The sequence below is a fragment of the Pseudomonas antarctica genome (assembly GCF_001647715.1).
GTDB classification, from domain to species: Bacteria; Pseudomonadota; Gammaproteobacteria; order Pseudomonadales; family Pseudomonadaceae; genus Aquipseudomonas; species Aquipseudomonas antarctica_A.
In genome coordinates, this window is sequence record NZ_CP015600.1 from 2,541,174 (window position 1) to 2,567,613 (window position 26,440).

Below are 26,440 nucleotides of genomic sequence, written 5' to 3' on the forward strand. Positions count from 1 at the left end.
CTCATGAAACAATCGTCACGTTTGTAGGGATGAAAACGCCGTTTGCACACAACGCACATAAAAAAATGTTTAGGGGCTGCCACACATGAAAATTTCTACACTGGCGTTATCCATCACCGCTGCATTGCTCGCGCAACAAGCTTGCGCGGATGATTTCGGGCTCGGCGCTCTGGGCACTGGCACGGGGCACAGTGGCTTTCTTGAAGACAGCCACGCGGCGGTCAGTTCGCGGACGATGTACTACAGTGCGGACAACCGCTCGGGCACCAGCAACGATCTGCGCGAAGCTGCGACATTGCTGCGGTTCGACTACAAATCCGGCTACACCCAAGGCACCCTTGGCGTCGGTTTCGACGTGATGGCGTTCGGTGCCCTGCGCCTGGACGGTGGCGATGGCCACGCCGCAGGCCCAGGCCTGTCGGGTAACGGCAACAGCTTCTTCCCGACCAAAAACAACGGCACCGAGCCTGCCGACAGTTTCGGCCGCGCTGCGGGTAACGTGAAATTCCGCATTTCCCAGACCGAGTTGCACGTCGGCGGTGCTTTGGCCCCGGTGTTGCCTATCCTGGTCTCCAACGACAGCCGTGTTGCACCGCAGACCTTTGACGGCGGCATCCTCACGTCCAGTGACATTCCTAACGTGACCTTTACCGGTGGTGAGCTGAACAAGGCCGAAGGCCGTGCTTCCAGCAACTCCACAGGCTTGAGCGTCGCTGGCGGTACTCGCGACAGCGACAGCTTCAAGTTCGGCGGTGTGGACTACAAACCGTTCGGTTCGTCCGACAACGCCATCGCTAAAAACCTGACGTTGCAGTACTACTACGCCGACCTGCAGGACTTCTACAAACAGAACTACTTCGGCCTGGTTCACCTACTGCCGCTGGGCAACGACCAGTCGTTCAAGACTGACCTGCGTTACTTCGACAGCACCAGCGATGGCAAAAACGGTGAGGCCGGCTACCAGTTCAACAACAACGGTGGCTACGCCAAGCACGCTGGCGAAGTGGATAACAAAACCTACAGCGCCGCGTTCACCTACCAGTTGGGCGGCAGCAGCCTGATGCTTGGCCACATCGGTGTCAGCGATGACGGCGGCTTCGTCTGGGTCAACCAGGGCAGCATCGCCGATCCAAACGCACAAGGCGCGGGCGGCAGCGACTTCTACCTGTTTACCGATGCCGTGGTGGGCCAGTTCTCCCGCGCGGGCGAGCAGGTCAATTTTGGTCAGTACTCGTATGACTTCAAGGCGTTCGTACCTGGCCTGAAAGCGTCCGTGGCTTACCTGGACGGCACGGGCATCAAGTCCAAAGTCGCTGGCGGTCCTGACCAGAAAGAAAACGAAACCGACTTCCGCCTGGATTACGTCGTGCAGCAAGGCCCGCTCAAAGGCTTTGGTACCACCTTCCGTACCGGTACCTACAAGGGGCATAACACCGGTACTGCGGATCAGGACCAAACCCGTCTGATCTTCAACTATACCTACGCGATCTTCTAAGAACGCGCGTGCTTTTGCAGAACCAAAAAAACCGAGGCCGCCTAATCAGCGGCCTCTTTTTTTGCGCGGGCGGATGAGACTTCATGTGCATCCGCGCATGGATGGGTTCTACACTGCCCCCACTGTGTCAGTGATGGAGGACCCGATGACGGCCACGCCTGCAACCAACATCCGCGCAACGATTGAAGGCCAGCGCCTGGCAACCCAAGAGCCCGAGCGTTGGCGCGACTGGGGCCCTTACTTGAGTGAACGCCAATGGGGCACGGTGCGCGAAGACTACAGCGCCGACGGTGACGCCTGGACCTACTTTCCCCATGAACACGCCCGCAGCCGCGCCTACCGTTGGGGCGAAGACGGCTTGGCCGGTTTCAGCGACAAGGCACAACGCTGGTGCCTGGGCCTGGCGCTTTGGAACGGGCGCGACACGATCATCAAGGAGCGTCTGTTCGGCTTGAATAACGCCGAGGGCAACCACGGTGAAGACGTCAAGGAACTGTACTTTTTCGTTGACGGCGTACCGAGCCATGCCTATATGCGCATGCTCTACAAATACCCGCATGCCGCCTTTCCTTATGCTGACCTGATCGCCGAGAACGCCCGCCGTGGGCTTGAAGATGCCGAGTACGAAATTCTCGACACCGGCGTGTTTGAAGACAACCGCTATTGCGATATCAGCGTCGAATACGCCAAGCATCATCCCGACGATATTTTCATGCGGGTCACCGTGCATAACCGTTCGGACCAGCCGACGCAGCTGCAGGTGCTGCCCCAGTTGTGGGCGCGCAATGACTGGAGCTGGACCTTTGACGCGCCCAAGCCGCAATTGCGGCTGGACGGCGAGCAGGTGCTGGCCCTTCATCATGAACTGCCCGATCGCCATTTCAGCGCCTGGGGGCAGGACGGGCTCGAGTGGGTGTTCTGCGAAAACGAGAGCAATATTCCCCGGTTGGATGGGCAGCCGGCGCCTGGGCCGTTCAAGGATGGCATCAATGATTACGTGGTGGACGGCGTTCAGTCGGCGATTCGCCGTGACGCGGGCACCAAAGTCGCTGCGCGTTTCACCCTTGAACTGGCGGGCCTGGAGAGCAAAACCCTGTACCTGCGGTTTGCGCCTACGGATGCACCCGAGGTCAACGCGCGCAAGCTGTTTGAGCTTCGCCGTCAGGAGGCTGACGACTTCTATGCCGCCCTGCAACAGGGGATCACCAATGAAGATGCGCGCAACGTGCAGCGCCAGGCACTGGCCGGTTTGCTGTGGTCCAAACAGCTTTACTATTTTGACGTAAACCAGTGGCTCGACGGCGACCCGGCCCAACCGGCGCCACCGCCCGAGCGCTTGCATATCCGCAATACCCATTGGCGGCACCTGTCCAACTTCGACATTCTCACCATGCCTGACACCTGGGAATACCCGTGGTACGCCTCCTGGGACCAGGGCTTCCAGGCGGTAGCGATTGCGCTGATTGATCCGGAGTATGCCAAGCAACAGTTATTGCTGTTGGTGAAAGACCGCTTTATGCACCCCAATGGCCAACTGCCGGCGTATGAATGGCGTTTCGACGACGCCAACCCGCCGGTGCATGCCTGGGCCAGTTGGCGGGTGTATCAGCAGGACAAGGCGCTGACCGGGGTCGGCGACATGGATTTCCTTGAGCGCATTTTCCACAAGTTGCTGCTGAATTTTTCCTGGTGGGTCAACCGCAAGGACGCCGAGGGCCGCAACCTGTTCCAGGGCGGGTTCCTGGGCCTGGACAACATTGCCTTGTTCGACCGCTCCGCGGCATTGCCACCGGGCTACCAGCTGGATCAGGCCGACGGCACGGCGTGGGTGGCCGCCTATGCGCTGGACCTGATGCGCATTGGCCTGGAGCTGGCCAAACGCAATGTGGTCTACGTCGATATCGCCGTGAAATTTTTCGAGCACTTCCTGTATATCGCCGGTGCGATCAACCGCGTCGACGACAGCGCCGAGGGCCTATGGGATGAGCACGACCAATTCTTCTACGACGTGCTGCACCGCCCCGACGGCCAGAACGAGCCGGTGCGCCTGCGTTCCATCGTCGGCCTGATGCCGTTGTTCGCGGTGCTGGTGCTGGAGCAGCGCGAACATGAAGGCCTTGAGGGGTTGCGTGAACGGTTGCTGGGGTTCATGAAGCACCGGCCGGATTTGGCGAAGCTGGTGTCGCGCTGGAACGAACCCGGGCAGGGCAATCGCCTGCTGCTGGCGTTGTTGCGCGGCGAGCGCACCAAGGATTTGCTGCGGCGCATGCTCGATGACACTGAGTTTTTGTCGGCCTTTGGCGTGCGTTCATTGTCCAAGGCCTTTGCCGAGCAGCCGTTGGCACTGAAGATGAATGGCGACACGTTGTGCGCGCGCTATCAGCCTGGCGAATCCGACTCACGCTTGTATGGCGGCAACTCCAATTGGCGTGGGCCACTGTGGATGCCGGTGAATTACATGCTGATCGAATCGTTGCGCGAATTTCACCGCTACTACGCGGACAATTTCTCTGTGGAGTACCCGTCTGGGAGTGGTTATCTGGCGTCCCTGGAGGAAGTGGCTGACGGCCTCAGTCAACGCCTGACTCGGTTGTTTTTAAGGGATGAGGAGGGGCTGCGGCCGTCGATGGCGGGGTATGCGCAGCTGGAGGCGGACCCGGCCAGCCGTGACCTGGTGTTGTTCCATGAGTATTTCCATGGTGAAACCGGGCGAGGGTTGGGGGCTTCGCATCAGACGGGGTGGAGCGCGTTGGTCGCGTTGTTGTTGCATGTTCCGGTCAAGGCCTGAATCAGGTAGATTCGCCGGCCCAGCCCTTACAAGGATGTAAATCATGGTTACCGCTTTAAGCCCGGCCAACCTGTTGCGCGCACTGCTGGTGAGCGCCGGCGTATTCGTCGCAGGCCTGTCTGTTGGCAGCGCCAGTGCGCAGGATTTGCGAGCAATGTGCCTGGCGTGCAGTGACGGCTTTACTGCCGATGCGACGAAATGGGTCAAAAACGGCATGTACCGTCTTGACGCCGTGACGCTTACGGATGACGAGAGGGAGATGGGCGTAGAAGCTGATGAGAAACGCAAGATGACCCGGATCAAACCGTTGGTGCTGGGTGCCGATGAAAATGATGCGTTGGTCCAGGCAAGCGTCAACGCTATCGGCGCGATGGGAAACTCTGGGCGCGATGAGATTTTGCTGCAAACGCAGTGGCCCAACCTGACTCGACGGGCGCGTTACGCGTACAGTCTTTTTACGGCTGAAGATCAGCCCGCAGATTTCTATAAAGTCTATGTGCGGGTTGGTCGAAACCAATATGTGGTTGTGATTGGCCGGGACGTGGAGACCGGCGAGTTCGCGATGAGGCCGGGCAAGTGGCGACTCATCAACGAATATGGCAACCCGGGTTCGCCAGAGGATCTGGAGCAGTTTAAAAAAGTCGAGGCCAGCGCTGGGCGTTGATAACCCGCCTTGAGCCAGAAACGAAAAATCCCGTCATTGGCGGGATTTTTCATGTTGAGGCGCGTTTTGCGAACGGCGTTATCAGGCCGGGAACAGTTCGCTCAGCTTCATGGCCAGCATCATGTCGCCTTCGGTGCGCAGTTTGCCGCCCATGAAAGCCTGCATGCCGTCGGTGGAACCGTCAACGATGCCTTTCATGGTTTCGCCGTCCATGACCAGTGTCACCTGGGCGTCCGGGTTTTCGCCTTCCAGCAGTTCGCAGGTGTTGTTCTTGACCACCAGCGAGAAGTTCTGGGTGTCGTCGATACGGAAACCGAACACCAGGTCCAGGCCGTCGGCAGCGGCTGGGTTGAATTTGGCTTTCATTGCTTCTACAGCTTTGGCTACGTCAGTCATGGTTTCGATCCTTTATGGGTGAGTCCAGTGACCTTGGGGTCACGGTTGGCCGCAATTCATCGGAAAGTGATGAGCTGCGGCGCCTTCAACAGTTGCAAGTGGGTATGACTGTTGAAGGAAGCCAGTGCCACCTCGCGACCACGGAATTTCAGCTGGTTGAGCGAGGTGTTAACAATTTGCCAGTTCAATTCGAAAGCCTGGGCAGCAGGCATTCGGGTAATCAGGTGGAGCAGGGCAGTGATGGTTCCGCCGGAGGTAAACACGGCGATCTTGTGCGCGTTATCGGCCGCTTCAAGAATGCGTTGCAGGCCACCTTGTACACGTTCGACAAACCCCAGCCAGCTCTCCAGCCCGGGCGGATCATAGGTGCCGGCCAGCCAGCGCTCGATGATCAGCGCGAAGATGCGTTGGAATTCGCTGCGGTTCTGCGCACCATTGCGCAGCACATCCACAGCGTGGGGTTCGCTGGCGAGCAAGTCAGGGAGCAGGGCGCGGATGATCGCTTCGCCGTCGAATTCGTTGAAGGCAGTGTCGATTTCCAGCGCTGGTATTGGCTGGCCGAGGGCGCTGTATTGTTCGAATGCGGCAGTGGCGGTGTGTTGCTGGCGACGCAGGTCACCCGAGACACAGCGGTCAAACGTAATGCCCAGGTCCGCCAGGTGGCGACCGAGCACTTGCGCTTGTTCCACGCCGACGGGCGACAGGACGTCATAGTCGTCTGCACCGAAGGAGGCCTGGCCATGTCGAATCAGATAAATGCTGCCCACGTCCGTTTTCCCGGTACGTTGAAAGTCTGGCGAGGTTATGAGGATGCCTGCGAGCTGTCAATGAAAAAACATACGCTTGTTTTAAAAGCGCGTTAGAGGGCCGCTGCTGGCGGTTTGAGCACTGGTCCGAAGGCAGTGCCATCGGTATGCTGAGACCATCCGCGCCTGGCGCACTGCAACTTGTAAGGAGTCACATGGATTTTCTGGCCGAATACGCGAGTTTTCTGGCGAAGACCGTCACCTTGGTGGTCGCTATTCTGGTGGTACTGATCAGCTTCGCGGCGTTGCGCAGCAAGGGCCGTCGCAAATCCGCCGGCCAATTGCAGGTCAGCAAGCTCAATGACTTCTATAAAGGCCTGCGTGAGCGCCTGGAATCGAGCCTGCTCGACAAGGACCAGCTCAAGGCCTTGCGCAAGTCCGAAAGCAAAACCGAAAAGAAGAAAGGCAAGAAGAAACCCGAGGCCAAGCCACGGGTGTTCGTGCTGGATTTTGACGGCGACATCAAGGCTTCGGCCACCGAGAGCCTGCGCCATGAAATCACCGCGCTGCTGAGCCTGGCCACGCCGAAGGACGAAGTGGTGCTGCGCCTCGAAAGCGGCGGCGGCATGGTACACAGCTATGGCTTGGCCTCTTCGCAACTGGCGCGTATTCGTCAGGCCGGCGTGCCGTTGACCGTGTGCATCGACAAGGTCGCGGCCAGCGGCGGCTACATGATGGCGTGCATTGGCGAGAAGATCATCAGCGCGCCGTTCGCCATCCTCGGCTCCATTGGCGTGGTGGCGCAGTTGCCTAACGTGAACCGCCTGCTGAAAAAACACGACATCGATTTTGAAGTGCTGACCGCCGGTGAATACAAACGCACCCTCACCGTGTTTGGCGAAAACACCGAGAAGGGTCGCGAGAAATTCCAGGAAGACCTGGACATCACTCATCAATTGTTCAAGAACTTCGTGTCGCGCTATCGCCCACAGTTGGCAATCGACGAAGTGGCGACCGGTGAAGTGTGGCTGGGTGTTGCCGCCCTCGACAAACAACTGGTCGACGAGCTGCAAACCAGCGACGAATACCTGGCCACCAAGGCCAAGACCGCCGAGGTGTTCCATCTGCACTATGCCGAGCGTAAAAGCCTGCAAGAGCGGGTAGGCCTGGCGGCCAGCGGCTCGGTAGACCGTGTGCTGTTGACCTGGTGGAGCCGGTTGACCCAGCAGCGCTTCTGGTAAGTCCAGAAGGTAGCCGATCCCAATGTGGGAGCGGGCTTGCCCGCGATAGCGATGTCCCAGTCGATACATCTACCGACTGACCCGCTGCCATCGCGGGCAAGCCCGCTCCCACATTTAGTTCTGAGTCAGTCTGGAAGACTGTTGTTGTACTGAGGGAATTGGTTTTCGCATCAACATCCCCACCACCAACGCCCCCAGCAGCCCCAACAATCCCGCCACCCATAACACCGTGCTGAACCCGCCCACAAATGCCTGCCGCGCCAGCGGTTGCACTTGCGCCCGTGCGGGCTCCGGCAACAAGCCCATCGCCGCCGGCATATCCCCGGCCACTACCCGCGAGGCGATACCCGCCACCTGGTCCTGCCATTGCGTGTCGATACTCGCGCGCAGCAACTGCTCACTGTGGCTGCTCAGCAATGCCCCATACACACCAATGGCCAACAGGATCGCGCTGAAGCGCATGGTGGTGCTCATGCCCGACGCCATCCCCGCCCGGTCGCGTGGCACGCAGGCCATGATGTTTTTCTGCGTGTCGCCATTGAGCAGGCCGGCCCCGGCGCCCGTGACGGCAATCGCCAGCGCGAAGGCCAGGTAGCCGCCGACATTGACCGCCCAGGCGCTCAACACGTTGCCGCAGCCGACCAGGGTCAAACCCGCGGCCATCATAGTCGCTGGCGCAAAGCGCACCGCCAGGCGTGCACCGATGCGTGGGCAGATCAGCATGGTCAGGGCAAACGGCAACATGCCCAGGCCCGAAGCAATGGCCGAGAAGCCCAGGCCGTTCTGCAAGTAGAACGGCAGCAACGTCATCATCACCTGGGCGCAGCCGGCATAGGCAAACATCCCGAGCAGGGCGCCGATAAACCGTGGGTGGCGGAACAGTTGCAGGTCCACCATGGGCCGTTGTTGCGCGCGCTCGACCCGTACAAACACACCCAGCAACACAGCCCCGCCGATCAGGCGCGCAGAGGTCAACGGACTGTCCCAACCGATGCGATTGGCCTCGATCAGCCCCCAGATCAGGCACAACAGGCTGGCACTGAATGCCAGGCTGCCCCATGGATCCAGGCGTGCTGACTGAGTGTCGCGGGACTCTGGAATCGCACGCAGCACCAGCGCCATCAACCCCAGGCCCACGGGCAGGTTGAGGTAGAAAATCCAGCGCCAGCCCAGGTATTGGGTAATCAGGCCGCCCAACGTTGGCGCGGCGGTCATCGCCACGCCCATGCATGCGCCCCAGAACGCCCAGGCTTTGGCGCGTTCCACTTCATCGTGAAAGGTATGGCCGATGGAGGCCAGGGCCGACGTCAGCAGCAAAGCTGCGCCGACGCCTTTGATGGCGCGGGCAATGTCCAGAAACACGGCATTCGGCGCCGCGCCACACCCCATGGACGCCAGGATGAAAAGGCTCAAGCCCCAGACCAGGGTCTTCTTGCGCCCAAAACGGTCGGCGATGCTGCCGGCCGGTAACAGCAGTGCAGCGAACGCGAGCATATAGGCGCTGACCACCCACTCGATATCGGCGAAGTTGGCGCCCAGGTCGCGGGCAATGCTCGGCAGCGTCACGGCGACGATATTGGTGTCGAGCACGATCAGCGAACAAACGCCGGAGGCGGTCAGCAACGTCAAGCGCGGACTGACCTGGCTCATGGCTGAATTACCTTACGGGCAATATGGAAAAGGCAGTTGACGTACATCGCAAGGGCTCTCTAGTGTTGAGGTCTTGTGAGCTTATCCCTGGCGCTTGCTTGAGTTGTTAGCTGGGCTGAAGCACTTCATTACCTTTGAGCTAATCCTGCGATGGAAATCCGACACTTCCGCTATTTCCTGGCGGTCGCCCGCCAGCGCAATTTCACCCGCGCTGCCGAGCAATTGGGCATCGCGCCGCCCACCCTGAGTCGGCAGATACAGGACATGGAAACCGCCCTGGGCACGCGTTTGTTTATCCGTCAGCAGCGCGAAGTCAGCCTTACCGAGGCGGGCGCTGCGTTACTGATCGAGGCGGAAGCCACCGTGCGTCAGTTTGAGTTTGCCCAGCGCAACGCCCAGCGCGCCGGACGTGGGGATATCGGGCATGTCGAACTGGGCTACGTGGCCTCGGCGGTATACTCGGGGCTGTTGCAGCGGCAAATGCAGGCGTTCAGCCAGGCGTTTCCGGATGTGAGCGTGAATGTGCGCGAATGCGCGATGGCCACATTGCCGACGGCGGTGGCGGACGGGCGCTATGACATCGGCTACATCCGCTCGCCGATGACGCTGCCCGATGGGGTGGAGGCAGTGCGCCTCGACAGCGAAGGTTTTGTGCTGGCGCTGCCGCAGGATTCCTGGCTGCTGGGGCTCAAGGCCATCGGCTGTGAACACCTGCAAAACGAGATCTTTATCTTGCCGGAGCAAATCAGCGGGACGTTGCACGTGGCGGCGCAGGGCGGTTATGCGCCGCGCCTCGGGCCGCAACCGGGCGGCTTGGTGGCGGTGGTGGCGCTGGTGTCGTTAGGGCAGGGCGTCGCGGTGGTGCCGGCGTCGATGGTCGGGCATGTGAGCTTGCCGGGTGTGGTCTACCGCAGTATCCACGGCTGCGAGGCGGCGTCCTGGCTGTCGTTGATTCACCGGCGCTTTGAGCAAGCGCCGGCAGTGGCGCGGTATATCCAGCAAATCAAACGCTCAGTCGGGGCTGCACCGAGTCCGCCAGGCGCGTGAGGATCAGGCAGCACGACACGGCGCCGGCATCCAGCACGCCGAGGGAGCGCTCGCCCAAACGGCTGGCCCGGCCGATTTTGGCGACCAGGTCTTTGGTTGAATCGCGGCCTTGTGACGCGGCGGCTTTCATCGCATCCAGCGCATCGTTGAAACCAGCGCCTCCCGCATGCGCACGTTCGAAGGCTTCAACCGCCGGGATCAGCGTGTCCATCAAACACTTGTCACCCACGCCCGCTTCGGTGATGTCCTGCAGTGAGGTCAAACCGCCGCGCAGCAAGTGAGCAAAGGTTGCGGCGTCGATATTCTCGCTGCTGCGCACTTCGTCGGCCATGCCGATAAACAGGCTGCCATACAACGGCCCCATGGAGCCGCCGATGCCTTCCATCAGGCTCAGGGTCAGTTCATCCAGGGCCTGGGCCAGCGTCAGTTGGCGGCCTTCGATCATGCGGCCGCAATGGGCGAACCCCTTGGCCATGTTGATGCCGTGGTCGCCGTCGCCAATCGCGCCGTCGACTTCGCTGAGGTATTCACGGTTGGCCACGATCACGCTGACCAGGTCGGCGACGATGGCGCTGCCGTCGCGGGTGGAAAAATGCTGGCTCATGGTTCACTCCGCCTGGGTCATGCCGATGGAGCGGCACGGTTGGTCGATAAGGGTTTTCAGCTCGGCGTCGAGGCCGAGCAGGGTGAGGGTGACGCCCATCATCTCCAGGGAGGTGAAGTAGTTGCCCACGTAGCAACGGTGAATCTTCAAGCCCTTGGCCTTGAGCTGTCGCTCAACCTCGGCGTAAAAAATATACAGCTCCATCACCGGCGTGGCGCCCAGGCCCGAGACCAGCACCACCACACTGTCGTCCTTGCTGAAATCACGGTCAGCCAGGATCGGCGCGAGCATGCGTTCGGCCATGGCAGCGGCGGGTTCGATGGGGACGACTTCAATGCCCGGTTCGCCGTGATGGCCGATGCCCAGTTCCATCTGGCCGTCGGGGATCTGGAAGTTTGGTTTGCCCACCGCCGCAATGGTGCAGGGCGTGAGGCCGATGCCAATTGAACGGCAGTGATCGACCGTTTTCTGGGCGACGCGAATCACGCCATCGAGGTCGTAATGCTGGGCAGCCGCGGCACCGCCGATCTTCCACATGAAGATCTCCCCGGCCACGCCGCGCCGCTTGGCGATATCGGCCTGGGGGGCGGAGGCCACATCGTCGTTGGCGACCACGGTACGGATGCGCATGTCTTTGCTGGCGGCCATTTTCATTGCCAGCTTTACGTTCATGTTGTCGCCGGCATAGTTGCCGTACAGGCAGGCTACGCCGGCGCCATGGTCGGCGGCGCGGAAGGCATCGAAAAAGCTCTTGGCGGTGGGCGAGGAGAAAATCTCGCCGACGGCCACGGCGTCCACCAGGCCCGGGCCGACGTAGCCGAGAAAGGCCGGCTCATGGCCCGAACCGCCGCCGGTCACGATGCCAACCCGGCCTTGCCCCGATGGCCTGGCTTTGACGATGACCCGAGGGTTGCTCTCGTATTGGCGCAGTTCGGGGTGGGCGACCAGAATACCGTGCAGCATGTCCTCGACCACTTGGTCCGGATCGTTGATGACTCGATTCATAACGCGGGTTCCTGTTCTTGTTCTAAAGGGCAACAACAATTCAATGTGGGAGCGGGCTTGCCCGCGATAGCGGTGGTTCAGTTGATAGATGTGTTGACTGATATACCGCCATCGCAGGCAAGCCAGCTCCCACAGGGTGGTGTGTTGCTGCTGGGATCAGGGCTCCAATACCACTTTGAGCGACTTGTCCCCGCGCTCCATCACCGCAAACGCTTCCTTAAAATCCGCCAGTGCGAATTTATGGGTCACCACGTCGCGCATGTCGATCTTGCGGTTGCCGATAAAGTCGATGGCGCGCGGGTACATGTATGGCCCCAGGTGCGAGCCCAATATGTCCAGTTCCTTGCGGTCGCCGATGATCGACCAATCTACCGTGGCTTCGTCATTAAATACGCTGAACTCGACGAAGCGCCCCAGCTTGCGCAACATCGCCAGGCCCTGGTTCACCGCCTTGTGGTGCCCGGTGGCTTCGATATAAATGTCGCAGCCATAACCGTCAGTGATCGCGCGGATTTTTGCCAGGACGTCGACGTCGGCCGGGTTCCACACTTCGTCGGCGCCCATGCGCAGGGCGAGGGCGGCGCGTTCGGGCTTCATGTCCAGCACGATCAGCTTTTTCGGGTTGCGCAGGCGCACGGCGCCGATGATGCCCAGGCCCAGGGTGCCGGCACCGGCCACCACCACCACGTCGTCATGGTCGACATTCGCGCGCTCGGCGGCATGCAGTGAGCAGGCCAGCGGTTCGATCAGGATCGCTTCGTCGGGGGCGATGGATTCCGGCACTTTGTGGATGATGCCTTCCTTGGTGAAGATCATGTACTGGGCCATGGCGCCCTGCACATTGTTCTGGAAGCCATACAGGTCATGCTTCTGGCACATCCAGTACTGGCCGTGGTTGCAGAAGCGACAGCCCCAGCACGGCACAATCTGCTCGGAGATCACCCGGTCACCCACCGCCACGCCGCGTTTTTCGGCGCCTGGGCCGAGGGCAACCACGCGGCAGACGAATTCATGCCCGGGGATCATCGGCGGTTTCACGTAGCGCGGTTGCTCGGCGTCGCCCCAGAACGACGGTGCGCCGCGATAGGTCTTGATGTCGCCCATGCAGATGCCGCACAGCTCGACTTTGGTGAGAATCTCGTCAGGCCCGGGTGTGGGCACATCGACGGTTTCCAGGCGGTAGTCTTCCGGGCCATGGCAGACCACGGCCTGCATGGTTTTCGGGATGCTGGGGGCGAGCTGTTCAGGGGTGCGTTCGGTGACGGTGGACATGACAAAACCTCACGACAAAAGATGAATTACTGAATGCTGTAGCCGCCGTCGATCACCATGTTGGCGCCGGTGATCATCTGCGCGGCATCGCTGAGCAGGTACAACGCCAGCCCGGCGATTTCTTGCGGCTGGGCAAAACGGCCCGCCGGGATCTGCAATTTGGCCCGTTCACCCACTTCACCGGCCCAGGCTTTCTTGCCCAGGGCGGTCTCGACGATGGTCGGGGAGATGGCGTTGACGTTGATCTGTGGCGCCCACTCCATAGCCAATACCTTGGTCATGCCGACGATGGCCGCCTTGCTCGCGCAGTAGGCGACGTGGCGGTCCAGGCCGATCACGGCGGCCTGGGAGGCGAGGTTGACGATGCGTCCGCCGCCGTTGGCGAGCATGTGTCTGGCGCACGCCTGGGCCACGAAGAAGCTGGCTTTGAGGTTGATATCCAGGGTGCTGTCCCAGGCGCTTTCGCTGACGTCGACGGCCTTGTCGAGCAGGACGATGCCGGCGCTGTTGATCAGGTAATCCAGGCGCTGGAAGTGTTCGAATACGTGGTCGATGGTGTGCTGCACCTGGTCGATCCGGCTGAGGTCGACCGCAATACCCAGATGCCCGGCGCCCAGGCTCGCGGCCACTTCCACCACGGCGGGGTCACGGTCCAGCAACGCCACGCGTGCGCCGCGCTCCACCAGCAGGCTGGCGCAGGCCAGGCCGATGCCGGCGGCGCCGCCGGTAATCACCGCGCAACGGCCGGTGAGGTCGAAGGCTTGGTTCCAGAATCCAGACATGCATGACTCCTCTGTCTAAAGCGTTGGAGATCCAATGTGGGAGCTGGCTTGCCTGCGATGCAGGCGACTCGGTCTTTTAGTCAAACCGAGGTGATGCCATCGCAGGGAAGCCAGCTCCCACACTTGACCGTATTTCAAGGTGAAAGCTACTTACCGCCGCTGACCTGTTTGTACAGCGCATCCGCATTGGCATTGGTCACCGGCACCCACGGCAGGATGTAGTTCTTGGCGGTGCCGTCACCCCATTTCACGTCCTTGGCATAGCGTTCCCAAATCACCGACTGCGGCTTGTAGTCCTTGCCGGCCAATGCGCGCAATGCCACGTCCAGCGCGCCCTGAGACTGGGCCTGGGCGTCTTGCAGGAAGGTGGTGACTTCGTCTTTCTTCGCCGCCTGGATCGCATCCGGCATGCCGTCGATCGAGGTGACCGGCACGTCTTTGGACGACAAGCCATGGGACTTCAGGGCTTGCACGGCGCCGAGGGCCATGTCGTCGTTCTGGGCGATCACGCCGTTAATGCCTTTGGGGTGCGCGTTCAGCCAGTCTTCGGTGAGGGTCAGGGCCTGGGCGCGGTCCCAGTTGGCGGTTTTTTTCTCGATGATCTTGATGTCGGGGTGTTTGCCCAACACTTCCAGCTCGCCTTTTTCCCGGTCGATCTGCGCCGACTGGCCAATCGGGCCCTGGATGATCACGACGTTGCCACGGCCGTTGAGCTTGTCGACCATGGCCTGGGCTTGCAGGCGGCCGCCTTCCACGTCGTCATTACCCACATAAGGCACGGAGGCATCGGCTACTTTCGTATTGGAGGCGATGACGACCACGTCGTTGCTCATGGCTTGTTTTACGGTGCCGACACCGGCCTTGGTGTCGATCGGCACGAACAGGATGGCGTCGTAGTGCTGGGTCACCATGTTTTCGATCTGGTTGTTTTGGGTCAGGGCGTCGTAGTTGCCGTCGAACACGGTCAACTGCACGGTGCCGTCCTTGACCGCCGGATGTTCCTTCAGCTCGCGGACCCAGTTCTGCATGAACTGGCCCTTGAGGCCGTACACGGCGGCGCCGATTTTGTAGGTCTTGCCATCGGCGGCCAGGGCAATACTGCTGGCGAGCAGGGAGAGAGCCGCAACGGCGGCCAACGTCATTCCAGGTTTCATGGTGAGAACTCCGCTTATTGTTGTAGGTCGTTCAGTTCATTTTTTGGAGGAAAAGCGACTAGCGTTTTTTCTTGCGCCACACGTCTATCAGTACTGCGAACACGATGATCAGGCCCTTGGCGACCTGCTGGTAATAGGACGACACGCCGAGCAGGTTCAGCCCGTTGTTGATCACGCCGATCAACAACGCACCAAACAGCGTGCCGACAATGCTGCCGGTGCCGCCCGACAAGCTGGTGCCGCCGATGACCACCGCGGCAATCGCATCCAGCTCATAGGAAACCCCGGCCTGGGGCAGGGCGGAGGTAGTGCGGGCCGACAGCACTACGCCGGCCAGCCCTGCGAGCAGGCCAGACACCACGTACACCGAAAACATCACCTTGCGCACGCCGATGCCGGAGGTGCGTGCGCTCTTTTCATTGCCGCCCACCGCGTACACATAGCGGCCGTAAGTGGTGTAGCGCAGCACCATCCAGAAGATCAGCGCGACCACGGCGAAGATGACGATGGGCACGCCAATCGGGCCGATCTTGCCAATGCCCAGCGCCAGGTAGGCGTCGGGCAGATCCGTGATGGGGCTGCCGTCGTTGAGAATGAAGGTCATGCCCCGTGCGACGCTGAGCATGCCGAGGGTGGCCACGAACGGCGGGATCGACAGGTTGGCGACCATAAAGCCGTTGACCACGCCGAGCATGGCCCCGGCAAACATCCCGGCACTGACCGCCGCCAGCAGGCCGTAGCCCTGAGTCGCGACCATCGCGCTGCACAGTCCGGCGAAGGCCAGTATCGAGCCCACCGACAGGTCGATGCCCTTGGTCAGAATCACGTAAGTCATGCCCACGGCGAGGATGCCGTTGATCGAGGTCTGGCGCAGGATGTCCATCCAGTTGCGCCAGGTCATGAAATATTCGCTGGAAAACGCCATCACCACGCACAGCAGGATAAACACCAGCGGCAGGCCGAAGCGGTCGAGGGATAAACGCAGTCGATTGCGCGGCGCGGCAGTCATGGGTGCAGCGATGGTTTTGGCATTCATGAGGCAAGACTCAACAAGGCTTCCTGGGAAAGGGCGGTGTCGGTGCTGATGGTCACCAGCCGGCCGCCCTTGAATACGGCGATACGATCACTCAGGTGCAGCAACTCGGGGGCTTCGGATGACACCACAATGGCGGCGCCACCGGCGCGCACGAACTGGTCGAGCAGGTGGTAAATCTCCTGCTTGGCGCCTTCATCAATGCCCCGGGTCGGTTCATCGCACAGCAGGCACACCGGTTCGGTCGACAGGCATTTGGCAAGCACCACTTTCTGCTGGTTGCCACCGCTCATGGAGGCCACCGGCAGTTCCAGGGATGTGGTTTTGATCTGCAGGCGCTTGACCATGTCCTGGGCGAGTTGGGTTTCCTTGCGCGCATTGATCAGCGACCAGCTCGACAGGCGTTTGTAGGCCGACAGCGCAATGTTGGAAAGAATGCTGCCGGTGAGTACTAGGCCACTGTCTTTGCGGTCCTCGGTGACCAGCGACATGCCGGCGTTGATCGTGGCTTTGGGCAAGCCGATCGGCATGGGTTTGCCTTGCAGGGTCACGCTGCCGGAGTCCGCGACGGTCAGGCCGTAGATGCAGTTGAGGAATTCGCTGCGCCCCGAACCCATCAGGCCATAAATGCCGAGGATTTCACCCTGGCGCAGTTGCAGGCTGATGTCGTGGAATTCGCCGTTGCGGCTCAGGTTGTCGACTTGCAGGCAGGTCGTGGGGGCGCATTCGCGGCCGACCTTGTGATCAATGCGCGTCAACTCCTGGCCGACGATGCCGCGCACCAGGTGGTTGCGGTCGATATCGGCCATGCGTCCGCTTTCCACAAAGGCGCCATCGCGAAAGATGCTGTAGTCATCGGCGATCTGCGCCAGTTCGCTCAGACGATGCGACACATAGACGATACCGGCGCCTCGGGCAGTGAGGCGGCGGATGGCTTTGAACAGGGTTTCTGCCTCGCGCTCGCCGATGGCAGAGGTGGGTTCGTCCATGATCATCACCTGGCAGTCATGGCTGAACGCCTTGGCGATTTCTACCAGCTGGATCTGCGCCACGCTCAAGCGGTGCATGGGGCGGGTGGCGTCGACGTCGAACTCCAGGCTTTCGAGCAGCTCGCGGGTGCGGCGGTTGAGGGTCTTGCTGTCGACAATGCAGCCGGCATGGCGCGGTTCGCGGCCCAGCCAGATATTTTCGGCGACGGTCATGTAGGGGATGGGTTCCAGTTCCTGGGTGATCATCGCGATCCCCGCCGCCAGGGCTTCACTCGGGCGGTTGAACTGAACGGGGGCACCGTTGAGCGCAATGGTCCCGGCGTCGCGTTGGGTGATGCCCATCAGGATGCTCAGGAACGTCGACTTGCCTGCGCCATTGCCGCCGCACAACGCATGGACGCTGCCCGCCCGCAGAGAGAGGCGCCCGTCACGCAGGGCAGGCACCCCGGCGTAAGCCTTGGCGACGTGTTCAGCCTGGAGCAGTAATGGCGTGGCCATCGGCGTGTCCTCGTGCTGTGAATTCTTATTAGGTCGCACAGTCATGTTTCGCTGTGATCATATGTGTATCAAATGAAATTCTGATCAGTCAATCTCTTTCACTTAAAACGTAGGAATCTCATCCTGAGTGGTAATGGTGCCCTGTTATAGGGCTTTGACTGTCGAGTCAGTTAAAACTCACTTGACAGAAAGGGCTTAATGCCCGCGAAATGACTGAGAGAAATTTCATCTGCTGATCATTTGATCGGCCTTAAATGCCCTCTCGGCAGTGGAGCCAGACGCCATGAACACACCTTTCCCGGTGGCTATCGGATGCGATGAAGCGGGTTTTGAGCTCAAAGAGCTGTTGAAGCGCCATATCGAGGCGCTCGGCTATCCGGTGACCGACTTCGGTACTCACTCCACGGCGCCGGTGCTGTATCCGGACATCGCCCTGGCCGTGGCCACCGCCATCAATGCCGGGCAGCAACGCCTCGGTGTGCTGGTGTGCGGCACCGGGATCGGCATGGCGATCTCGGCCAACAAGGTATTGGGCATTCGTGCGGCCCAGGCCCATGACACGTATTCGGCGGAGCGCGCGCGCAAGAGCAACGATGCGCAAATCCTGTCCATTGGCGCGCGGGTGATCGGCGCCGAACTGGCCAAAAGCATCGTCAAGTCGTTCCTGGAGTCGGAGTTCGAGGCTGCGCGTTCTGGGGCCAAGGTCGAGCGGATCAATGCGATCGAGCGCGATGGGCATCAGTAGTGGACGTAACGGGGCAAGAGTCGGGAGAATGCGCCTTTGACGCCGAAACGGAAGCCCGTCCCCATGAGTGACAGTACCCAGCGCATTGCCAGCGATATCGATCAGATGACCGAAGTGGCGATGCTCTATTACCTTGAGAACGTCACTCAGGAAGCCATTGCCAAACGCTTCGACCTGTCGCGGGCGAAAGTCAGCCGCTTGCTCAAACGTGCGCGCGATGAAGGGATTGTCGAGGTGCGCGTCTTGCAGCACCCGGCGATGAACAACGAGCTGGAGCGGGCGTTGGTGGAGCGCTTCAAGCTGGACCGCGCCTTGATCGCGGTCGACCACAGCGACCCCGACACCCAGCGCTCGGCTGTCGCCAGCCTGGTGGCGAATTACCTGAACAAGACGCTGAGCGACGGCATGATCGTCGCCGTGGGCATGGGGCGTAACGTCGGTGCCGTGGCGGATAACGTATTTTTGCCGGTGACGCGCAATTGCACGTTTGTCTGCGCCATCGGCGGTTCGCTCAAGGCCGGCGAATACATGAACCCCGACCATATTTGCCGACGCCTGGCCCTGCGTTTTGGTGGCGAGAGCGAAAGCCTGTACGCCCCCGCGCTGGTGGCGAACCCCGAGTTACGGGGCGTGTTGATCAACAATGACACCGTGCGCTCGACCCTGGACCGTGCGCGGCGCGCGGACATTGCGCTGATTGGCATTGGCGACATGAGCGAGAACAGCAACATGGTGCGCATGGGCTGGTTCTCGCCGCAGGAGATCGCGCAGGCGCGGCTGTCGGGCACCGTGGGCGACATGATGGGGTATGACTTTATCGACATCCATGGCCAGCCGGCGGTCAACGCGATTCAAGGTCGGGTGATCGGGTTGACGGTGCAGGAGCTGTTTCGTATCCCGGATGTCGTGGCGATTGCCAGTGAGAACACCAAGGCAGCGGCGACGCTTGGCGCGTTGCGCTCGGGGGTGATCAATACGCTGGCGACCACCGTAACGAATGCCCACACCATCCTGGCGCTGGATGATGCGACGCGCAAAACCTGATATTGCGCAGGTCAAAATGTGGGAGCGGGCTTGCTCGCGAAGGCGGTGTGTCAGTCGACATATGGATTGACTGAACCTCCGCATTCGCGAGCAAGCCCGCTCCCACATTGGTTTTGTGTGTGCTTGGGGACAGATTTTGTAATAATTTTGCGTTGTAGGAAGTTTGGGTTTCGCCTGTACGATTCAAGTCCTTTTCTCGTTGCAGGACTTGCATGAACACCCTCTCGGAGCCTCCCAGTCGTCTTTCCCCAAGACATCCGCTGTCGCTGTTCCCGCTGAAGCACCCCGTATTCCAACTGCTAACCTTGTCCCGGTCCACTGACCGCGCTTTGCCGTGTCCGGCATTCTGAAACCTATAAAGAGACTCTATAAATGGAATGGTTAGCGGATCCAACGGCCTGGCTCGGCCTGTTGACCTTGATTGTGCTGGAACTGGTGCTGGGCATCGACAACCTGGTGTTTATCGCGATCCTGGCGGACAAGCTGCCGCCGGAGCAGCGCGATCGCGCGCGGTTGATCGGTTTGTCCCTGGCGTTGCTGATGCGTTTGGGCCTGCTGGCGAGTATTTCCTGGCTGGTGACGCTCACGCAGCCGCTGTTCGAGGTGTTCGACAAGAGCTTCTCCGGCCGTGACTTGATCATGTTGTTTGGTGGTGTGTTCCTGTTGTTCAAGGCCACCATGGAATTGCACGAGCGCCTTGAAGGCCATGTGGCGCAGCGCACGGGCAATGTGGCGTACGCGATGTTCTGGCCGATCGTGGCGCAGATCGTGGTGCTCGACGCAGTGTTCTCCCTCGACGCGGTGATTACTGCCGTGGGCATGGTCGATGAGCTGGCTGTGATGATGATCGCGGTGATCGTGTCCATCGGCCTGATGATCGTGGCGAGTAAACCGCTGACCCGTTTCGTCAACGCGCACCCGACAGTCATCATGTTGTGTCTGGGCTTTTTGATGATGATCGGTTTCGCCCTGACCGCCGAAGGCCTGGGCTTCCATATTCCCAAGGGCTACCTGTATGCGGCGATTGGTTTCTCGATCCTGATCGAGCTGTTCAACCAGATTGCCCGCGCCCGCCGCAAGAAGTCGGCGCAAGGCGTGTTGCCAGTGCGTGAGCGTACCGCCCATGCGGTGATGCGCTTGCTCGGCGGCCGAAGCCTGGCGGTGGAAGAGGTGGGTGAAGACGTGGCCGACTTGCTGGGCGAGCGGGATGCGACCCAGGGTCCGCTGTTTGATCGACGCGAGCGCGTAATGATCAGCGGCGTGCTGCAACTGGCCGAGCGGCCAATCCGTACCTTGATGACGCCACGGGCCAAGGTGGACTGTATCGATCTGGCGGACGATCCCGACACGATCCGCCGCAAACTGATGCATTCGTCCTACTCGCGCCTGCCGTTGATCCGCAACGGCGCGGTGGATGAGCCGCTGGGTTTCGTGCACAAAAAGGAATTGCTCAAGGAATACCTGGCCGGCAACGAGCCTAACCTGGAGCACCTGGCGCGTCGGGCGATCAACCTGCTGGAGAGCTTTTCGATCCTCAACGCCCTGGAGCAGATGCGCCAGGAGTCGACCCACATCGCCTTCGTGATCAACGAATTCGGCGACTTCATGGGCGTGTTGAGCATGACCGACATTCTCGAGTCCATCGCCGGTGAATTGCCGGACGCCAGCGAAATCGAGGGGCCGGATATTGTCGAGGAGGGCGAGGGGTTTCGCGCCAATGGCGCCTTGAACCTCAACCTGGTTCGTCAGCGTACCGGTTTCAATGCCGTTTCCACCGAGGATTATCAGACCCTAGCTGGCTTGGTGATGAGCCTGCTCGATCGCCTGCCGATGGTCGGTGACAGTCTCGAGCATGAAGGCTGGCGCCTGGCTGTGGCGGCGGTGGAAGAGCGACGGGTGACGCAGGTGCTGTTGGCGCCGGTGACGCGTAGTCTTTGAACACCTCCTCCAGGAGTGTTTCCTGTTCATGGGGGTCACCGATGCCCTTGAGGTTTTCGACCTCAAGGGCGTCTTTGTAGACCACCAGCGTGGGGGTGCCGCTAACCCCGTGAATCGGCGGGGTTTGGGTGGTGTCGAGGATCATGCTTTTTACACGCCCGGCGTATTGAGCGGCGATGCGATTGAAACGCAGGTCAGCCCCCAAGCACGCCGGGCAGTAGGGGGAAGTGAACAACACAATCACCAGCGGGTGTTCAGTCAGGATTCTTTGGTATTCGTCGAGGTCACGAATAACCGTTTTTGCAACACCCATGATGATCTCCTTGCGAGCCCGGCCAAATGGTTGCGGGTACGCTAAATCGCGAGATCACCACCGTCTACTGTCAACCTTCACAGGTAACGCTGCTCACGCATCGTCCGCGCGCTCCATGCGTTCCCGGGCCTTTCGCGCCTGATTCGCGCATTTCTTGTATTCCTCATTGTCCCTGGACGCCTTTGCCCGCCGGTAGTCATGGTGGTTCTGACCGGTGTAGTCGGCATTGAAGGCTTCCTTGAGTTTCTGCAGTTGTTCCTTGCATTCGTGGCGGTCGTTCGCGGCCGAGGCGCTGCCGGCTGCCAGGAATGAAAGCAAAACCAAAGTGAGGCTGAGCTTCATCAGAAAGGTCGTCCTTGTTGGCTTGAATGTGCCAAGGCTAGTCCAGCGTGGGGATTTTTGCATGGTGCGCCCGCGCCGCAACGGTGCGGGGTAACACCGTTGTGGTGCACCCGGTTGGGGCCTTTCACGGCGGTGTGGGGCCTTGGGTAGCAATCTGATTTCCCATGATGGCATCACGCTGTACACCCCATGAGAAATTATCTTTCTGATTTATAACGAATTTATCCTTGGCATATTTTTCTGTTACTGCGTGTGGCACACTTTCTGCTGTCTATTCCGTTGTTACATACCAAGTTCCGGTATAGCGGAATACACAACTCCTGGAGTGCTTGTCATGCATCACCGACCTTCCGTGTTTAAAGCGTGTGTTTTTCTCTTCGCCGCATCGGCGTCCCTCGCAAGCATCGTGCACGCGGCGGACAGCAAGCTCGATGATGTGCTCAAGCGTGGGCATCTCATCGTGGGTACAGGCAGTACCAATGCGCCGTGGCACTTCCAGGGAGCGGATGGCAAGTTGCAAGGTTTTGATATCGACATCGGCCGCATTGTGGCCAAGGGATTGTTCAACGATCCAAGCAAGGTCGAATTTGTGGTGCAGTCGTCCGACGCACGCATTCCCAACCTGCTGACCGACAAGGTCGACATGAGTTGCCAGTTCATCACCGTCACCGCCAGCCGTGCGCAGCAGGTAGCCTTTACCTTGCCGTACTACCGCGAAGGCGTGGGCCTGCTGCTGCCGAACAACAGCAAATACAAAGAAATCGAAGACCTGCAAGCCGCAGGCGACAGCGTCACCGTGGCCGTGCTGCAAAACGTCTATGCCGAAGAGCTGGTGCACCAGGCACTGCCCAAGGCCAAGGTCGATCAGTACGACAGCGTCGACCTGATGTACCAGGCCGTGAACTCCGGCCGCGCCGATGCTGCCGCCACCGACCAATCCTCGGTCAAATACCTGATGGTGCAGAACCCGGGCCGCTACCGCAGCCCGACCTACGCCTGGAGCCCGCAAACCTACGCGTGCGCCGTCAAGCGTGGCGACCAGGACTGGCTGAACTTCGTCAACACGGCGTTGCATGAAGCCATGACCGGTGTGGAATTCCCGACCTACAAAGCCTCGTTCAAGCAGTGGTTCGGTGTGGACCTGCCAGAGCCTGCGATTGGTTTCCCTGTTGAATTCAAGTGATGTGTAAACCGGGGGCGCAGCGTGTTGCGCCCCGCTTCAGGTACTGCCGACCATGAACTATCAGTTGAACTTTGCCGCCGTGTGGCGTGATTTCCCCAGCTTGCTGGCGGGGCTCGGCCTGGGCCTTGAGCTGGCGTTGCTGTCGATCGCGATTGGCTGTGTGATCGGCTTGATGATGGCCTTTGCCATGCTGTCCAGGCACCGGGCGTTGCGAGTCTTCGCCTCGGTGTATGTGACGGTGATCCGCAATACGCCGATCCTCGTGCTGATCCTGTTGATCTACTTTGCCCTGCCGTCGCTGGGGATTCGTCTCGATAAAATCCCTTCCTTCATCATCACTCTGTCGCTGTACGCCGGTGCCTACCTGACCGAAGTGTTCCGTGCCGGGCTGTTGAATATTCCCAAGGGCTTGCGTGAAGCCGGCTTGGCCATCGGCCTGGGCGAGTGGCGCATTCGTGCCTACATCACCGTGCCGGTGATGCTGCGCAACGTGTTGCCGGCGCTGTCGAACAACTTTATTTCGCTGTTCAAGGACACCTCGTTGGCCGCCGCTATCGCGGTGCCGGAGCTGACCTATTATGCCCGCAAGATCAACGTCGAAAGCTACCGGGTGATTGAAACCTGGATGGTTACGACCGCGCTCTACGTGGCCGCCTGTTATTTCATCGCCATGCTGCTCCGTTACCTGGAACAGCGTCTGGCGATCCGTCGTTAAGGAGGGTTTCCATGTACGAGTCCCCCAGCTGGCTGCATGAGTTGTGGATCGCCCGGGATACCCTCTGGGCGGGGTTTCAGACCAGCATCTACTGCTCGGTGCTGGCGATTATCTTTGGCACGCTGATCGGTATCTTCGCGGGGTTGATCCTGACCTACGGCAAATTCTGGATGCGTGCGCCGTTTCGTCTGTACGTTGACCTGATCCGTGGCACGCCAGTGTTTGTGCTGGTGCTGGCGTGTTTTTACATGCTGCCGGCGCTCGGTTGGCAGATCACCGCGTTCCAGGCCGGTGCGGTCGGGCTGACGTTGTTCTGCGGCTCGCACGTCTCGGAAATTGTGCGCGGCGCGTTGCAAGCCATCCCCCGTGGGCAACTGGAAGCGGGCAAGGCGATTGGCCTGACGTTCTACCAGTCCCTGGGTTACGTGCTGTTGCCTCAGGCGCTGCGACAGATATTGCCGACCTGGGTCAATTCCTCCACGGAAATCGTCAAGGCCTCGACCTTGCTTTCGGTGATTGGCGTGGCTGAATTGCTGCTGAGCACGCAGCAAGTGATCGCGCGTACTTTCATGACCCTGGAGTTCTATCTGTTCGCCGGGTTTCTGTTCTTTGTCATCAACTACGCCATCGAGTTATTCGGGCGCTACATTGAAAAGCGGGTGGCCTTGCCATGAACCAACCACACACTAACCCACCGCTGCTGAACATTCGCGGCCTGCGCAAACAATACGGCCAGGTGGAAGTGCTCAAAGGCGTCGACCTGTCCATGCAGCGCGGCAACGTGGTGACCTTGATCGGCTCCAGCGGCTCGGGCAAGACCACGCTGCTGCGTTGCGTCAACTTGCTGGAAGAATTCCAGGGCGGCCAGATCACCCTGGATGGCGAATCCATCGGCTACAGCGAAATCGCCGGCAAGCGTGTGCGCCACCCTGAACGCGTGATTGCCCAGCACCGCGCGATGACCGGCATGGCGTTCCAGCAGTTCAACCTGTTTCCGCATCTGACGGCGTTGCAAAACGTCACCCTCGGCCTGCTCAAGGTCAAGAAAATGGGCAAGGACGAAGCTGTGGCCCTGGCCGAAAAATGGCTCGACCGCGTCGGCCTGCTGGAGCGGCGCAACCACTTCCCCGGCCAATTGTCAGGCGGCCAGCAACAGCGTGTGGCGATTGCCCGTGCGATCGCGATGAACCCCAGCTTGATGCTGTTCGACGAAGTCACCTCGGCCCTCGACCCGGAGCTGGTTGGGGAGGTGCTGAGCGTGATCAAGGGCCTGGCGGAGGAGGGCATGACCATGTTGCTGGTCACCCACGAAATGCGTTTTGCCTATGAAGTGTCGGACAAGATCGTATTCATGAACCAGGGCCGCATTGAAGAGCAGGGCACCTCGAAGGACATCTTCGAGCGTCCGCAATCGCCGCGCCTGGCGGAATTTTTGAAGAACATTCGTTTTTAATCAGGAGCAACGTTATGACCATTACTCGTTACGGCACCGGCAGCACCGCCGGCGGTGGCCAGCCACGTCCTTTCGCCCGCGCGGTGGAAGCGGACGGCTGGCTCTACGTCTCGGGCCAGGTGCCAGCGGTGGACGGTGAAATCATCAACGGCGGCATCGTCGAGCAAACCCGCCAGACCCTGCGCAATGTGGTGGCGATTCTGGAAGAGGCCGGCTACGAACTCAAAGACGTGGTGCGCGTGGGTGTATGGCTGGAAGACCCACGGGACTTCTGGAGTTTCAACAAGGTATTCGGCGAATACTTCACCCCGGAACACGCCCCGGCGCGTGCCTGTGTACAGGCCAACATGATGGTGGACTGCAAGGTCGAGATTGATTGCGTGGCCTACAGGAAAAAAGGCTAAATGCCCCATTCTTGAAGCCATAGGAGATCCAATGTGGGAGCGGGCTTGCCCGCGATGACGGAGTGTCAGCCAGCCCATCTGGCACTGACCCACCGCAATCACGGGCAAGCCCGTTCCCACAGGGGATCACTGTGCAGCACCCACCTTTGACGGGACCGATTACTGCCATGACCGAAGACACCATCAAACGCCGCGCCAAAGGCCTGGACCGTGCTTTCGATATCCTCGATTTTCTCAAGGAGATCGGCCAGCCCCTGCGCCCGAATGATATTGCCAGCGGCATCGGCAGCCCCAAATCCACCGTCTATGAGTTGGTCGCATCGCTGCTGGAGCGGCGCATCCTGGAAACGGTGGGCAAGGACGGCCACGTCTACCTCGGCCGCCAGTTGTACTTCCTCGGCCAGGCGCACCTGCGCCATTTCGACCTGACCCGCGAGGCCGACCACGCCTTGCAGGAAATCGTCAGCCAAACCCACGAAACCGCGCAGATGTGCCTGCTCAATGGGCGCAAATACACGGTGGCGCTGATGCGCGAAGGTGAGCGGCATTTCCGTATTTCATCGGACATCGGCGAAAACGCACCCATCCCGTGGACTGCCTCCGGGCGCCTGTTGCTGGGGCACTTGAGCGACCAGCAAATCATCGACCTGATCGACTACGACGATTTCATCCTGCCGGACGGCCAGCGCCTGGCGCTGGACACCTTCCTGGCGCAAATCCGCCAGGCCACGCTCGACGGTTTCTTCTCTTTCGACAGCGTGGCCGACACCTTTACCCATTGCTTCGCTGCCCCGGTCCGCGACGCACAAGGCATCAGCATTGCGACCTTGTGCATCGTCGCCCCACGGGCCGACGCGATTAAAAATTACAACGACTATCGCCGGGTGTTGATCGACAGCGCCAACAACCTGGCCCGTCGCATCAACGAATAGGAGTTTT

At 60.3% G+C, this 26,440-nt stretch carries 25 protein-coding genes and 1 pseudogene; 14 read left to right on the forward strand and 12 right to left on the reverse strand.

Annotation, left to right across the window (positions count from 1 at the left end):
• Positions 1 to 85 precede the first annotated feature (85 nt).
• The 3 genes from A7J50_RS11805 (at position 86) to A7J50_RS11815 (ending at position 4,947) form a co-directional block, all read left to right on the forward strand.
• Complete coding sequence (locus A7J50_RS11805) at positions 86 to 1,495, forward strand: OprD family outer membrane porin (RefSeq protein ID WP_064451948.1); 1,410 nt, start codon at positions 86 to 88, stop codon at positions 1,493 to 1,495.
• Between the two features lie 145 nt (positions 1,496 to 1,640).
• Complete coding sequence (locus tag A7J50_RS11810) at positions 1,641 to 4,283, forward strand: MGH1-like glycoside hydrolase domain-containing protein (protein WP_064451949.1); 2,643 nt, start codon at positions 1,641 to 1,643, stop codon at positions 4,281 to 4,283.
• A gap of 43 nt (positions 4,284 to 4,326) precedes the next feature.
• Complete coding sequence (locus A7J50_RS11815) at positions 4,327 to 4,947, forward strand: hypothetical protein (RefSeq protein ID WP_064451950.1); 621 nt, start codon at positions 4,327 to 4,329, stop codon at positions 4,945 to 4,947.
• An 81-nt stretch (positions 4,948 to 5,028) separates the two neighbouring features.
• Here A7J50_RS11815 and A7J50_RS11820 read toward each other — a convergent pair whose 3' ends face one another.
• Together A7J50_RS11820 and A7J50_RS11825 are read right to left on the reverse strand one after the other, a co-directional pair.
• Positions 5,029 to 5,343 carry an SCP2 sterol-binding domain-containing protein gene (locus A7J50_RS11820; protein WP_003215671.1) on the reverse strand — a complete coding sequence of 105 codons (315 nt, stop codon included), beginning with the start codon at positions 5,341 to 5,343 and terminating at the stop codon, positions 5,029 to 5,031.
• Positions 5,344 to 5,399: 56 nt separating this feature from the next.
• Positions 5,400 to 6,110: a histidine phosphatase family protein gene (locus A7J50_RS11825; RefSeq protein WP_064451951.1), complete on the reverse strand. Its 711-nt coding sequence runs from the start codon at positions 6,108 to 6,110 to the stop codon at positions 5,400 to 5,402.
• Positions 6,111 to 6,304: 194 nt separating this feature from the next.
• Between A7J50_RS11825 and sohB the strand changes: the two genes are divergently transcribed.
• The gene (gene sohB, locus A7J50_RS11830; RefSeq protein WP_064451952.1) at positions 6,305 to 7,330 is read left to right on the forward strand and encodes a protease SohB; all 1,026 of its coding nucleotides are present in this window, start codon (positions 6,305 to 6,307) and stop codon (positions 7,328 to 7,330) included.
• Between the two features lie 114 nt (positions 7,331 to 7,444).
• Here sohB and A7J50_RS11835 read toward each other — a convergent pair whose 3' ends face one another.
• Positions 7,445 to 8,980: an MFS transporter gene (locus A7J50_RS11835; RefSeq protein WP_064451953.1), complete on the reverse strand. Its 1,536-nt coding sequence runs from the start codon at positions 8,978 to 8,980 to the stop codon at positions 7,445 to 7,447.
• A gap of 150 nt (positions 8,981 to 9,130) precedes the next feature.
• On the opposite strand from A7J50_RS11835, the gene A7J50_RS11840 reads away from it, so the two are divergent.
• Positions 9,131 to 10,027 (forward strand): LysR family transcriptional regulator, encoded by an 897-nt coding sequence (locus tag A7J50_RS11840; protein WP_064451954.1) that lies wholly within the window; start codon positions 9,131 to 9,133, stop codon positions 10,025 to 10,027.
• On the opposite strand, the gene dhaL is transcribed toward A7J50_RS11840, so the two are convergent.
• The 7 genes from dhaL to A7J50_RS11875 all read right to left on the reverse strand — a co-directional run bounded on the left by dhaL (position 9,984) and on the right by A7J50_RS11875 (position 17,364).
• The gene (gene dhaL / locus A7J50_RS11845; protein WP_064451955.1) at positions 9,984 to 10,631 is read right to left on the reverse strand and encodes a dihydroxyacetone kinase subunit DhaL; all 648 of its coding nucleotides are present in this window, start codon (positions 10,629 to 10,631) and stop codon (positions 9,984 to 9,986) included. The two genes, A7J50_RS11840 and dhaL, sit on opposite strands and share 44 nt — an antisense overlap.
• Positions 10,632 to 10,634: 3 nt before the next feature.
• On the reverse strand, positions 10,635 to 11,636 hold the full coding sequence (locus A7J50_RS11850; RefSeq protein WP_064451956.1) for a dihydroxyacetone kinase subunit DhaK: 1,002 nt from the start codon (positions 11,634 to 11,636) through the stop codon (positions 10,635 to 10,637).
• A 156-nt stretch (positions 11,637 to 11,792) separates the two neighbouring features.
• Positions 11,793 to 12,908 (reverse strand): MDR/zinc-dependent alcohol dehydrogenase-like family protein, encoded by a 1,116-nt coding sequence (locus A7J50_RS11855; protein WP_064451957.1) that lies wholly within the window; start codon positions 12,906 to 12,908, stop codon positions 11,793 to 11,795.
• Positions 12,909 to 12,934: 26 nt separating this feature from the next.
• Complete coding sequence (locus tag A7J50_RS11860; RefSeq protein ID WP_064451958.1) at positions 12,935 to 13,690, reverse strand: SDR family oxidoreductase; 756 nt, start codon at positions 13,688 to 13,690, stop codon at positions 12,935 to 12,937.
• Between the two features lie 146 nt (positions 13,691 to 13,836).
• The gene (locus A7J50_RS11865; protein WP_064451959.1) at positions 13,837 to 14,844 is read right to left on the reverse strand and encodes a substrate-binding domain-containing protein; all 1,008 of its coding nucleotides are present in this window, start codon (positions 14,842 to 14,844) and stop codon (positions 13,837 to 13,839) included.
• Positions 14,845 to 14,902: 58 nt separating this feature from the next.
• Complete coding sequence (locus tag A7J50_RS11870) at positions 14,903 to 15,880, reverse strand: ABC transporter permease (RefSeq protein ID WP_064451960.1); 978 nt, start codon at positions 15,878 to 15,880, stop codon at positions 14,903 to 14,905.
• The gene (locus A7J50_RS11875) at positions 15,877 to 17,364 is read right to left on the reverse strand and encodes a sugar ABC transporter ATP-binding protein (RefSeq protein ID WP_064451961.1); all 1,488 of its coding nucleotides are present in this window, start codon (positions 17,362 to 17,364) and stop codon (positions 15,877 to 15,879) included. Before A7J50_RS11875 ends, A7J50_RS11870 begins: the two co-directional genes overlap by 4 nt.
• Positions 17,365 to 17,647: 283 nt before the next feature.
• Between A7J50_RS11875 and rpiB the strand changes: the two genes are divergently transcribed.
• The 3 genes from rpiB to A7J50_RS11890 all read left to right on the forward strand — a co-directional run bounded on the left by rpiB (position 17,648) and on the right by A7J50_RS11890 (position 21,091).
• The gene (gene rpiB / locus A7J50_RS11880; protein ID WP_016969738.1) at positions 17,648 to 18,109 is read left to right on the forward strand and encodes a ribose 5-phosphate isomerase B; all 462 of its coding nucleotides are present in this window, start codon (positions 17,648 to 17,650) and stop codon (positions 18,107 to 18,109) included.
• Between the two features lie 63 nt (positions 18,110 to 18,172).
• Entirely contained in the window at positions 18,173 to 19,153 is a 981-nt protein-coding gene (locus A7J50_RS11885) for a sugar-binding transcriptional regulator (RefSeq protein ID WP_053255665.1), read from the forward strand.
• Positions 19,154 to 19,525: 372 nt separating this feature from the next.
• Positions 19,526 to 21,091 (forward strand): TerC family protein, encoded by a 1,566-nt coding sequence (locus tag A7J50_RS11890; protein ID WP_064451962.1) that lies wholly within the window; start codon positions 19,526 to 19,528, stop codon positions 21,089 to 21,091.
• A 100-nt stretch (positions 21,092 to 21,191) separates the two neighbouring features.
• Here A7J50_RS11890 and A7J50_RS32260 read toward each other — a convergent pair.
• Both A7J50_RS32260 and A7J50_RS11900 read right to left on the reverse strand, forming a co-directional pair.
• Positions 21,192 to 21,404: pseudogene (locus A7J50_RS32260) on the reverse strand (thioredoxin domain-containing protein); the annotation flags it as partial.
• A gap of 93 nt (positions 21,405 to 21,497) precedes the next feature.
• Positions 21,498 to 21,746, reverse strand: coding sequence for a hypothetical protein (locus A7J50_RS11900; protein WP_064451964.1), 249 nt, complete (start codon positions 21,744 to 21,746; stop codon positions 21,498 to 21,500).
• Positions 21,747 to 22,080: 334 nt separating this feature from the next.
• On the opposite strand from A7J50_RS11900, the gene A7J50_RS11905 reads away from it, so the two are divergent.
• The 6 genes from A7J50_RS11905 to A7J50_RS11930 all read left to right on the forward strand — a co-directional run bounded on the left by A7J50_RS11905 (position 22,081) and on the right by A7J50_RS11930 (position 26,433).
• Positions 22,081 to 22,929 (forward strand): transporter substrate-binding domain-containing protein, encoded by an 849-nt coding sequence (locus A7J50_RS11905; RefSeq protein ID WP_064451965.1) that lies wholly within the window; start codon positions 22,081 to 22,083, stop codon positions 22,927 to 22,929.
• Positions 22,930 to 22,981: 52 nt separating this feature from the next.
• Positions 22,982 to 23,644 (forward strand): amino acid ABC transporter permease, encoded by a 663-nt coding sequence (locus A7J50_RS11910; RefSeq protein ID WP_064451966.1) that lies wholly within the window; start codon positions 22,982 to 22,984, stop codon positions 23,642 to 23,644.
• Positions 23,645 to 23,655: 11 nt separating this feature from the next.
• Positions 23,656 to 24,318, forward strand: a complete 663-nt coding sequence (locus tag A7J50_RS11915) for an amino acid ABC transporter permease (RefSeq protein ID WP_053255671.1) — start codon at positions 23,656 to 23,658, stop codon at positions 24,316 to 24,318.
• Entirely contained in the window at positions 24,315 to 25,097 is a 783-nt protein-coding gene (locus A7J50_RS11920) for an amino acid ABC transporter ATP-binding protein (RefSeq protein WP_064451967.1), read from the forward strand. The genes A7J50_RS11915 and A7J50_RS11920 overlap by 4 nt, the downstream gene beginning before the upstream one ends.
• Positions 25,098 to 25,111: 14 nt before the next feature.
• Positions 25,112 to 25,501 (forward strand): RidA family protein, encoded by a 390-nt coding sequence (locus A7J50_RS11925; protein WP_064451968.1) that lies wholly within the window; start codon positions 25,112 to 25,114, stop codon positions 25,499 to 25,501.
• A gap of 167 nt (positions 25,502 to 25,668) precedes the next feature.
• Positions 25,669 to 26,433: an IclR family transcriptional regulator gene (locus tag A7J50_RS11930; protein WP_064451969.1), complete on the forward strand. Its 765-nt coding sequence runs from the start codon at positions 25,669 to 25,671 to the stop codon at positions 26,431 to 26,433.
• Positions 26,434 to 26,440: the final 7 nt, after the last annotated feature.

What these genes read in the sequence shown, in the direction of transcription:
- dhaL (WP_064451955.1), bottom strand. Translation starts at nt 10,631, where the DNA reads ATGAGCCAGCATTTTTCCACCCGCGACGGCAGCGCCATCGTCGCCGAC.
- A7J50_RS11835 (WP_064451953.1), bottom strand. Translation starts at nt 8,980, where the DNA reads ATGAGCCAGGTCAGTCCGCGCTTGACGTTGCTGACCGCCTCCGGCGTT.
- A7J50_RS11920 (WP_064451967.1), top strand. Translation starts at nt 24,315, where the DNA reads ATGAACCAACCACACACTAACCCACCGCTGCTGAACATTCGCGGCCTG.
- A7J50_RS11885 (WP_053255665.1), top strand. Translation starts at nt 18,173, where the DNA reads ATGAGTGACAGTACCCAGCGCATTGCCAGCGATATCGATCAGATGACC.
- A7J50_RS11900 (WP_064451964.1), bottom strand. Translation starts at nt 21,746, where the DNA reads ATGAAGCTCAGCCTCACTTTGGTTTTGCTTTCATTCCTGGCAGCCGGC.
- sohB (WP_064451952.1), top strand. Translation starts at nt 6,305, where the DNA reads ATGGATTTTCTGGCCGAATACGCGAGTTTTCTGGCGAAGACCGTCACC.
- A7J50_RS11820 (WP_003215671.1), bottom strand. Translation starts at nt 5,343, where the DNA reads ATGACTGACGTAGCCAAAGCTGTAGAAGCAATGAAAGCCAAATTCAAC.
- A7J50_RS11905 (WP_064451965.1), top strand. Translation starts at nt 22,081, where the DNA reads ATGCATCACCGACCTTCCGTGTTTAAAGCGTGTGTTTTTCTCTTCGCC.
- A7J50_RS11915 (WP_053255671.1), top strand. Translation starts at nt 23,656, where the DNA reads ATGTACGAGTCCCCCAGCTGGCTGCATGAGTTGTGGATCGCCCGGGAT.
- A7J50_RS11850 (WP_064451956.1), bottom strand. Translation starts at nt 11,636, where the DNA reads ATGAATCGAGTCATCAACGATCCGGACCAAGTGGTCGAGGACATGCTG.
- A7J50_RS11840 (WP_064451954.1), top strand. Translation starts at nt 9,131, where the DNA reads ATGGAAATCCGACACTTCCGCTATTTCCTGGCGGTCGCCCGCCAGCGC.
- A7J50_RS11925 (WP_064451968.1), top strand. Translation starts at nt 25,112, where the DNA reads ATGACCATTACTCGTTACGGCACCGGCAGCACCGCCGGCGGTGGCCAG.
- A7J50_RS11810 (WP_064451949.1), top strand. Translation starts at nt 1,641, where the DNA reads ATGACGGCCACGCCTGCAACCAACATCCGCGCAACGATTGAAGGCCAG.
- A7J50_RS11805 (WP_064451948.1), top strand. Translation starts at nt 86, where the DNA reads ATGAAAATTTCTACACTGGCGTTATCCATCACCGCTGCATTGCTCGCG.
- A7J50_RS11890 (WP_064451962.1), top strand. Translation starts at nt 19,526, where the DNA reads ATGGAATGGTTAGCGGATCCAACGGCCTGGCTCGGCCTGTTGACCTTG.
- rpiB (WP_016969738.1), top strand. Translation starts at nt 17,648, where the DNA reads ATGAACACACCTTTCCCGGTGGCTATCGGATGCGATGAAGCGGGTTTT.
- A7J50_RS11855 (WP_064451957.1), bottom strand. Translation starts at nt 12,908, where the DNA reads ATGTCCACCGTCACCGAACGCACCCCTGAACAGCTCGCCCCCAGCATC.
- A7J50_RS11860 (WP_064451958.1), bottom strand. Translation starts at nt 13,690, where the DNA reads ATGTCTGGATTCTGGAACCAAGCCTTCGACCTCACCGGCCGTTGCGCG.
- A7J50_RS11930 (WP_064451969.1), top strand. Translation starts at nt 25,669, where the DNA reads ATGACCGAAGACACCATCAAACGCCGCGCCAAAGGCCTGGACCGTGCT.
- A7J50_RS11875 (WP_064451961.1), bottom strand. Translation starts at nt 17,364, where the DNA reads ATGGCCACGCCATTACTGCTCCAGGCTGAACACGTCGCCAAGGCTTAC.
- A7J50_RS11815 (WP_064451950.1), top strand. Translation starts at nt 4,327, where the DNA reads ATGGTTACCGCTTTAAGCCCGGCCAACCTGTTGCGCGCACTGCTGGTG.
- A7J50_RS11910 (WP_064451966.1), top strand. Translation starts at nt 22,982, where the DNA reads ATGAACTATCAGTTGAACTTTGCCGCCGTGTGGCGTGATTTCCCCAGC.
- A7J50_RS11865 (WP_064451959.1), bottom strand. Translation starts at nt 14,844, where the DNA reads ATGAAACCTGGAATGACGTTGGCCGCCGTTGCGGCTCTCTCCCTGCTC.
- A7J50_RS11870 (WP_064451960.1), bottom strand. Translation starts at nt 15,880, where the DNA reads ATGAATGCCAAAACCATCGCTGCACCCATGACTGCCGCGCCGCGCAAT.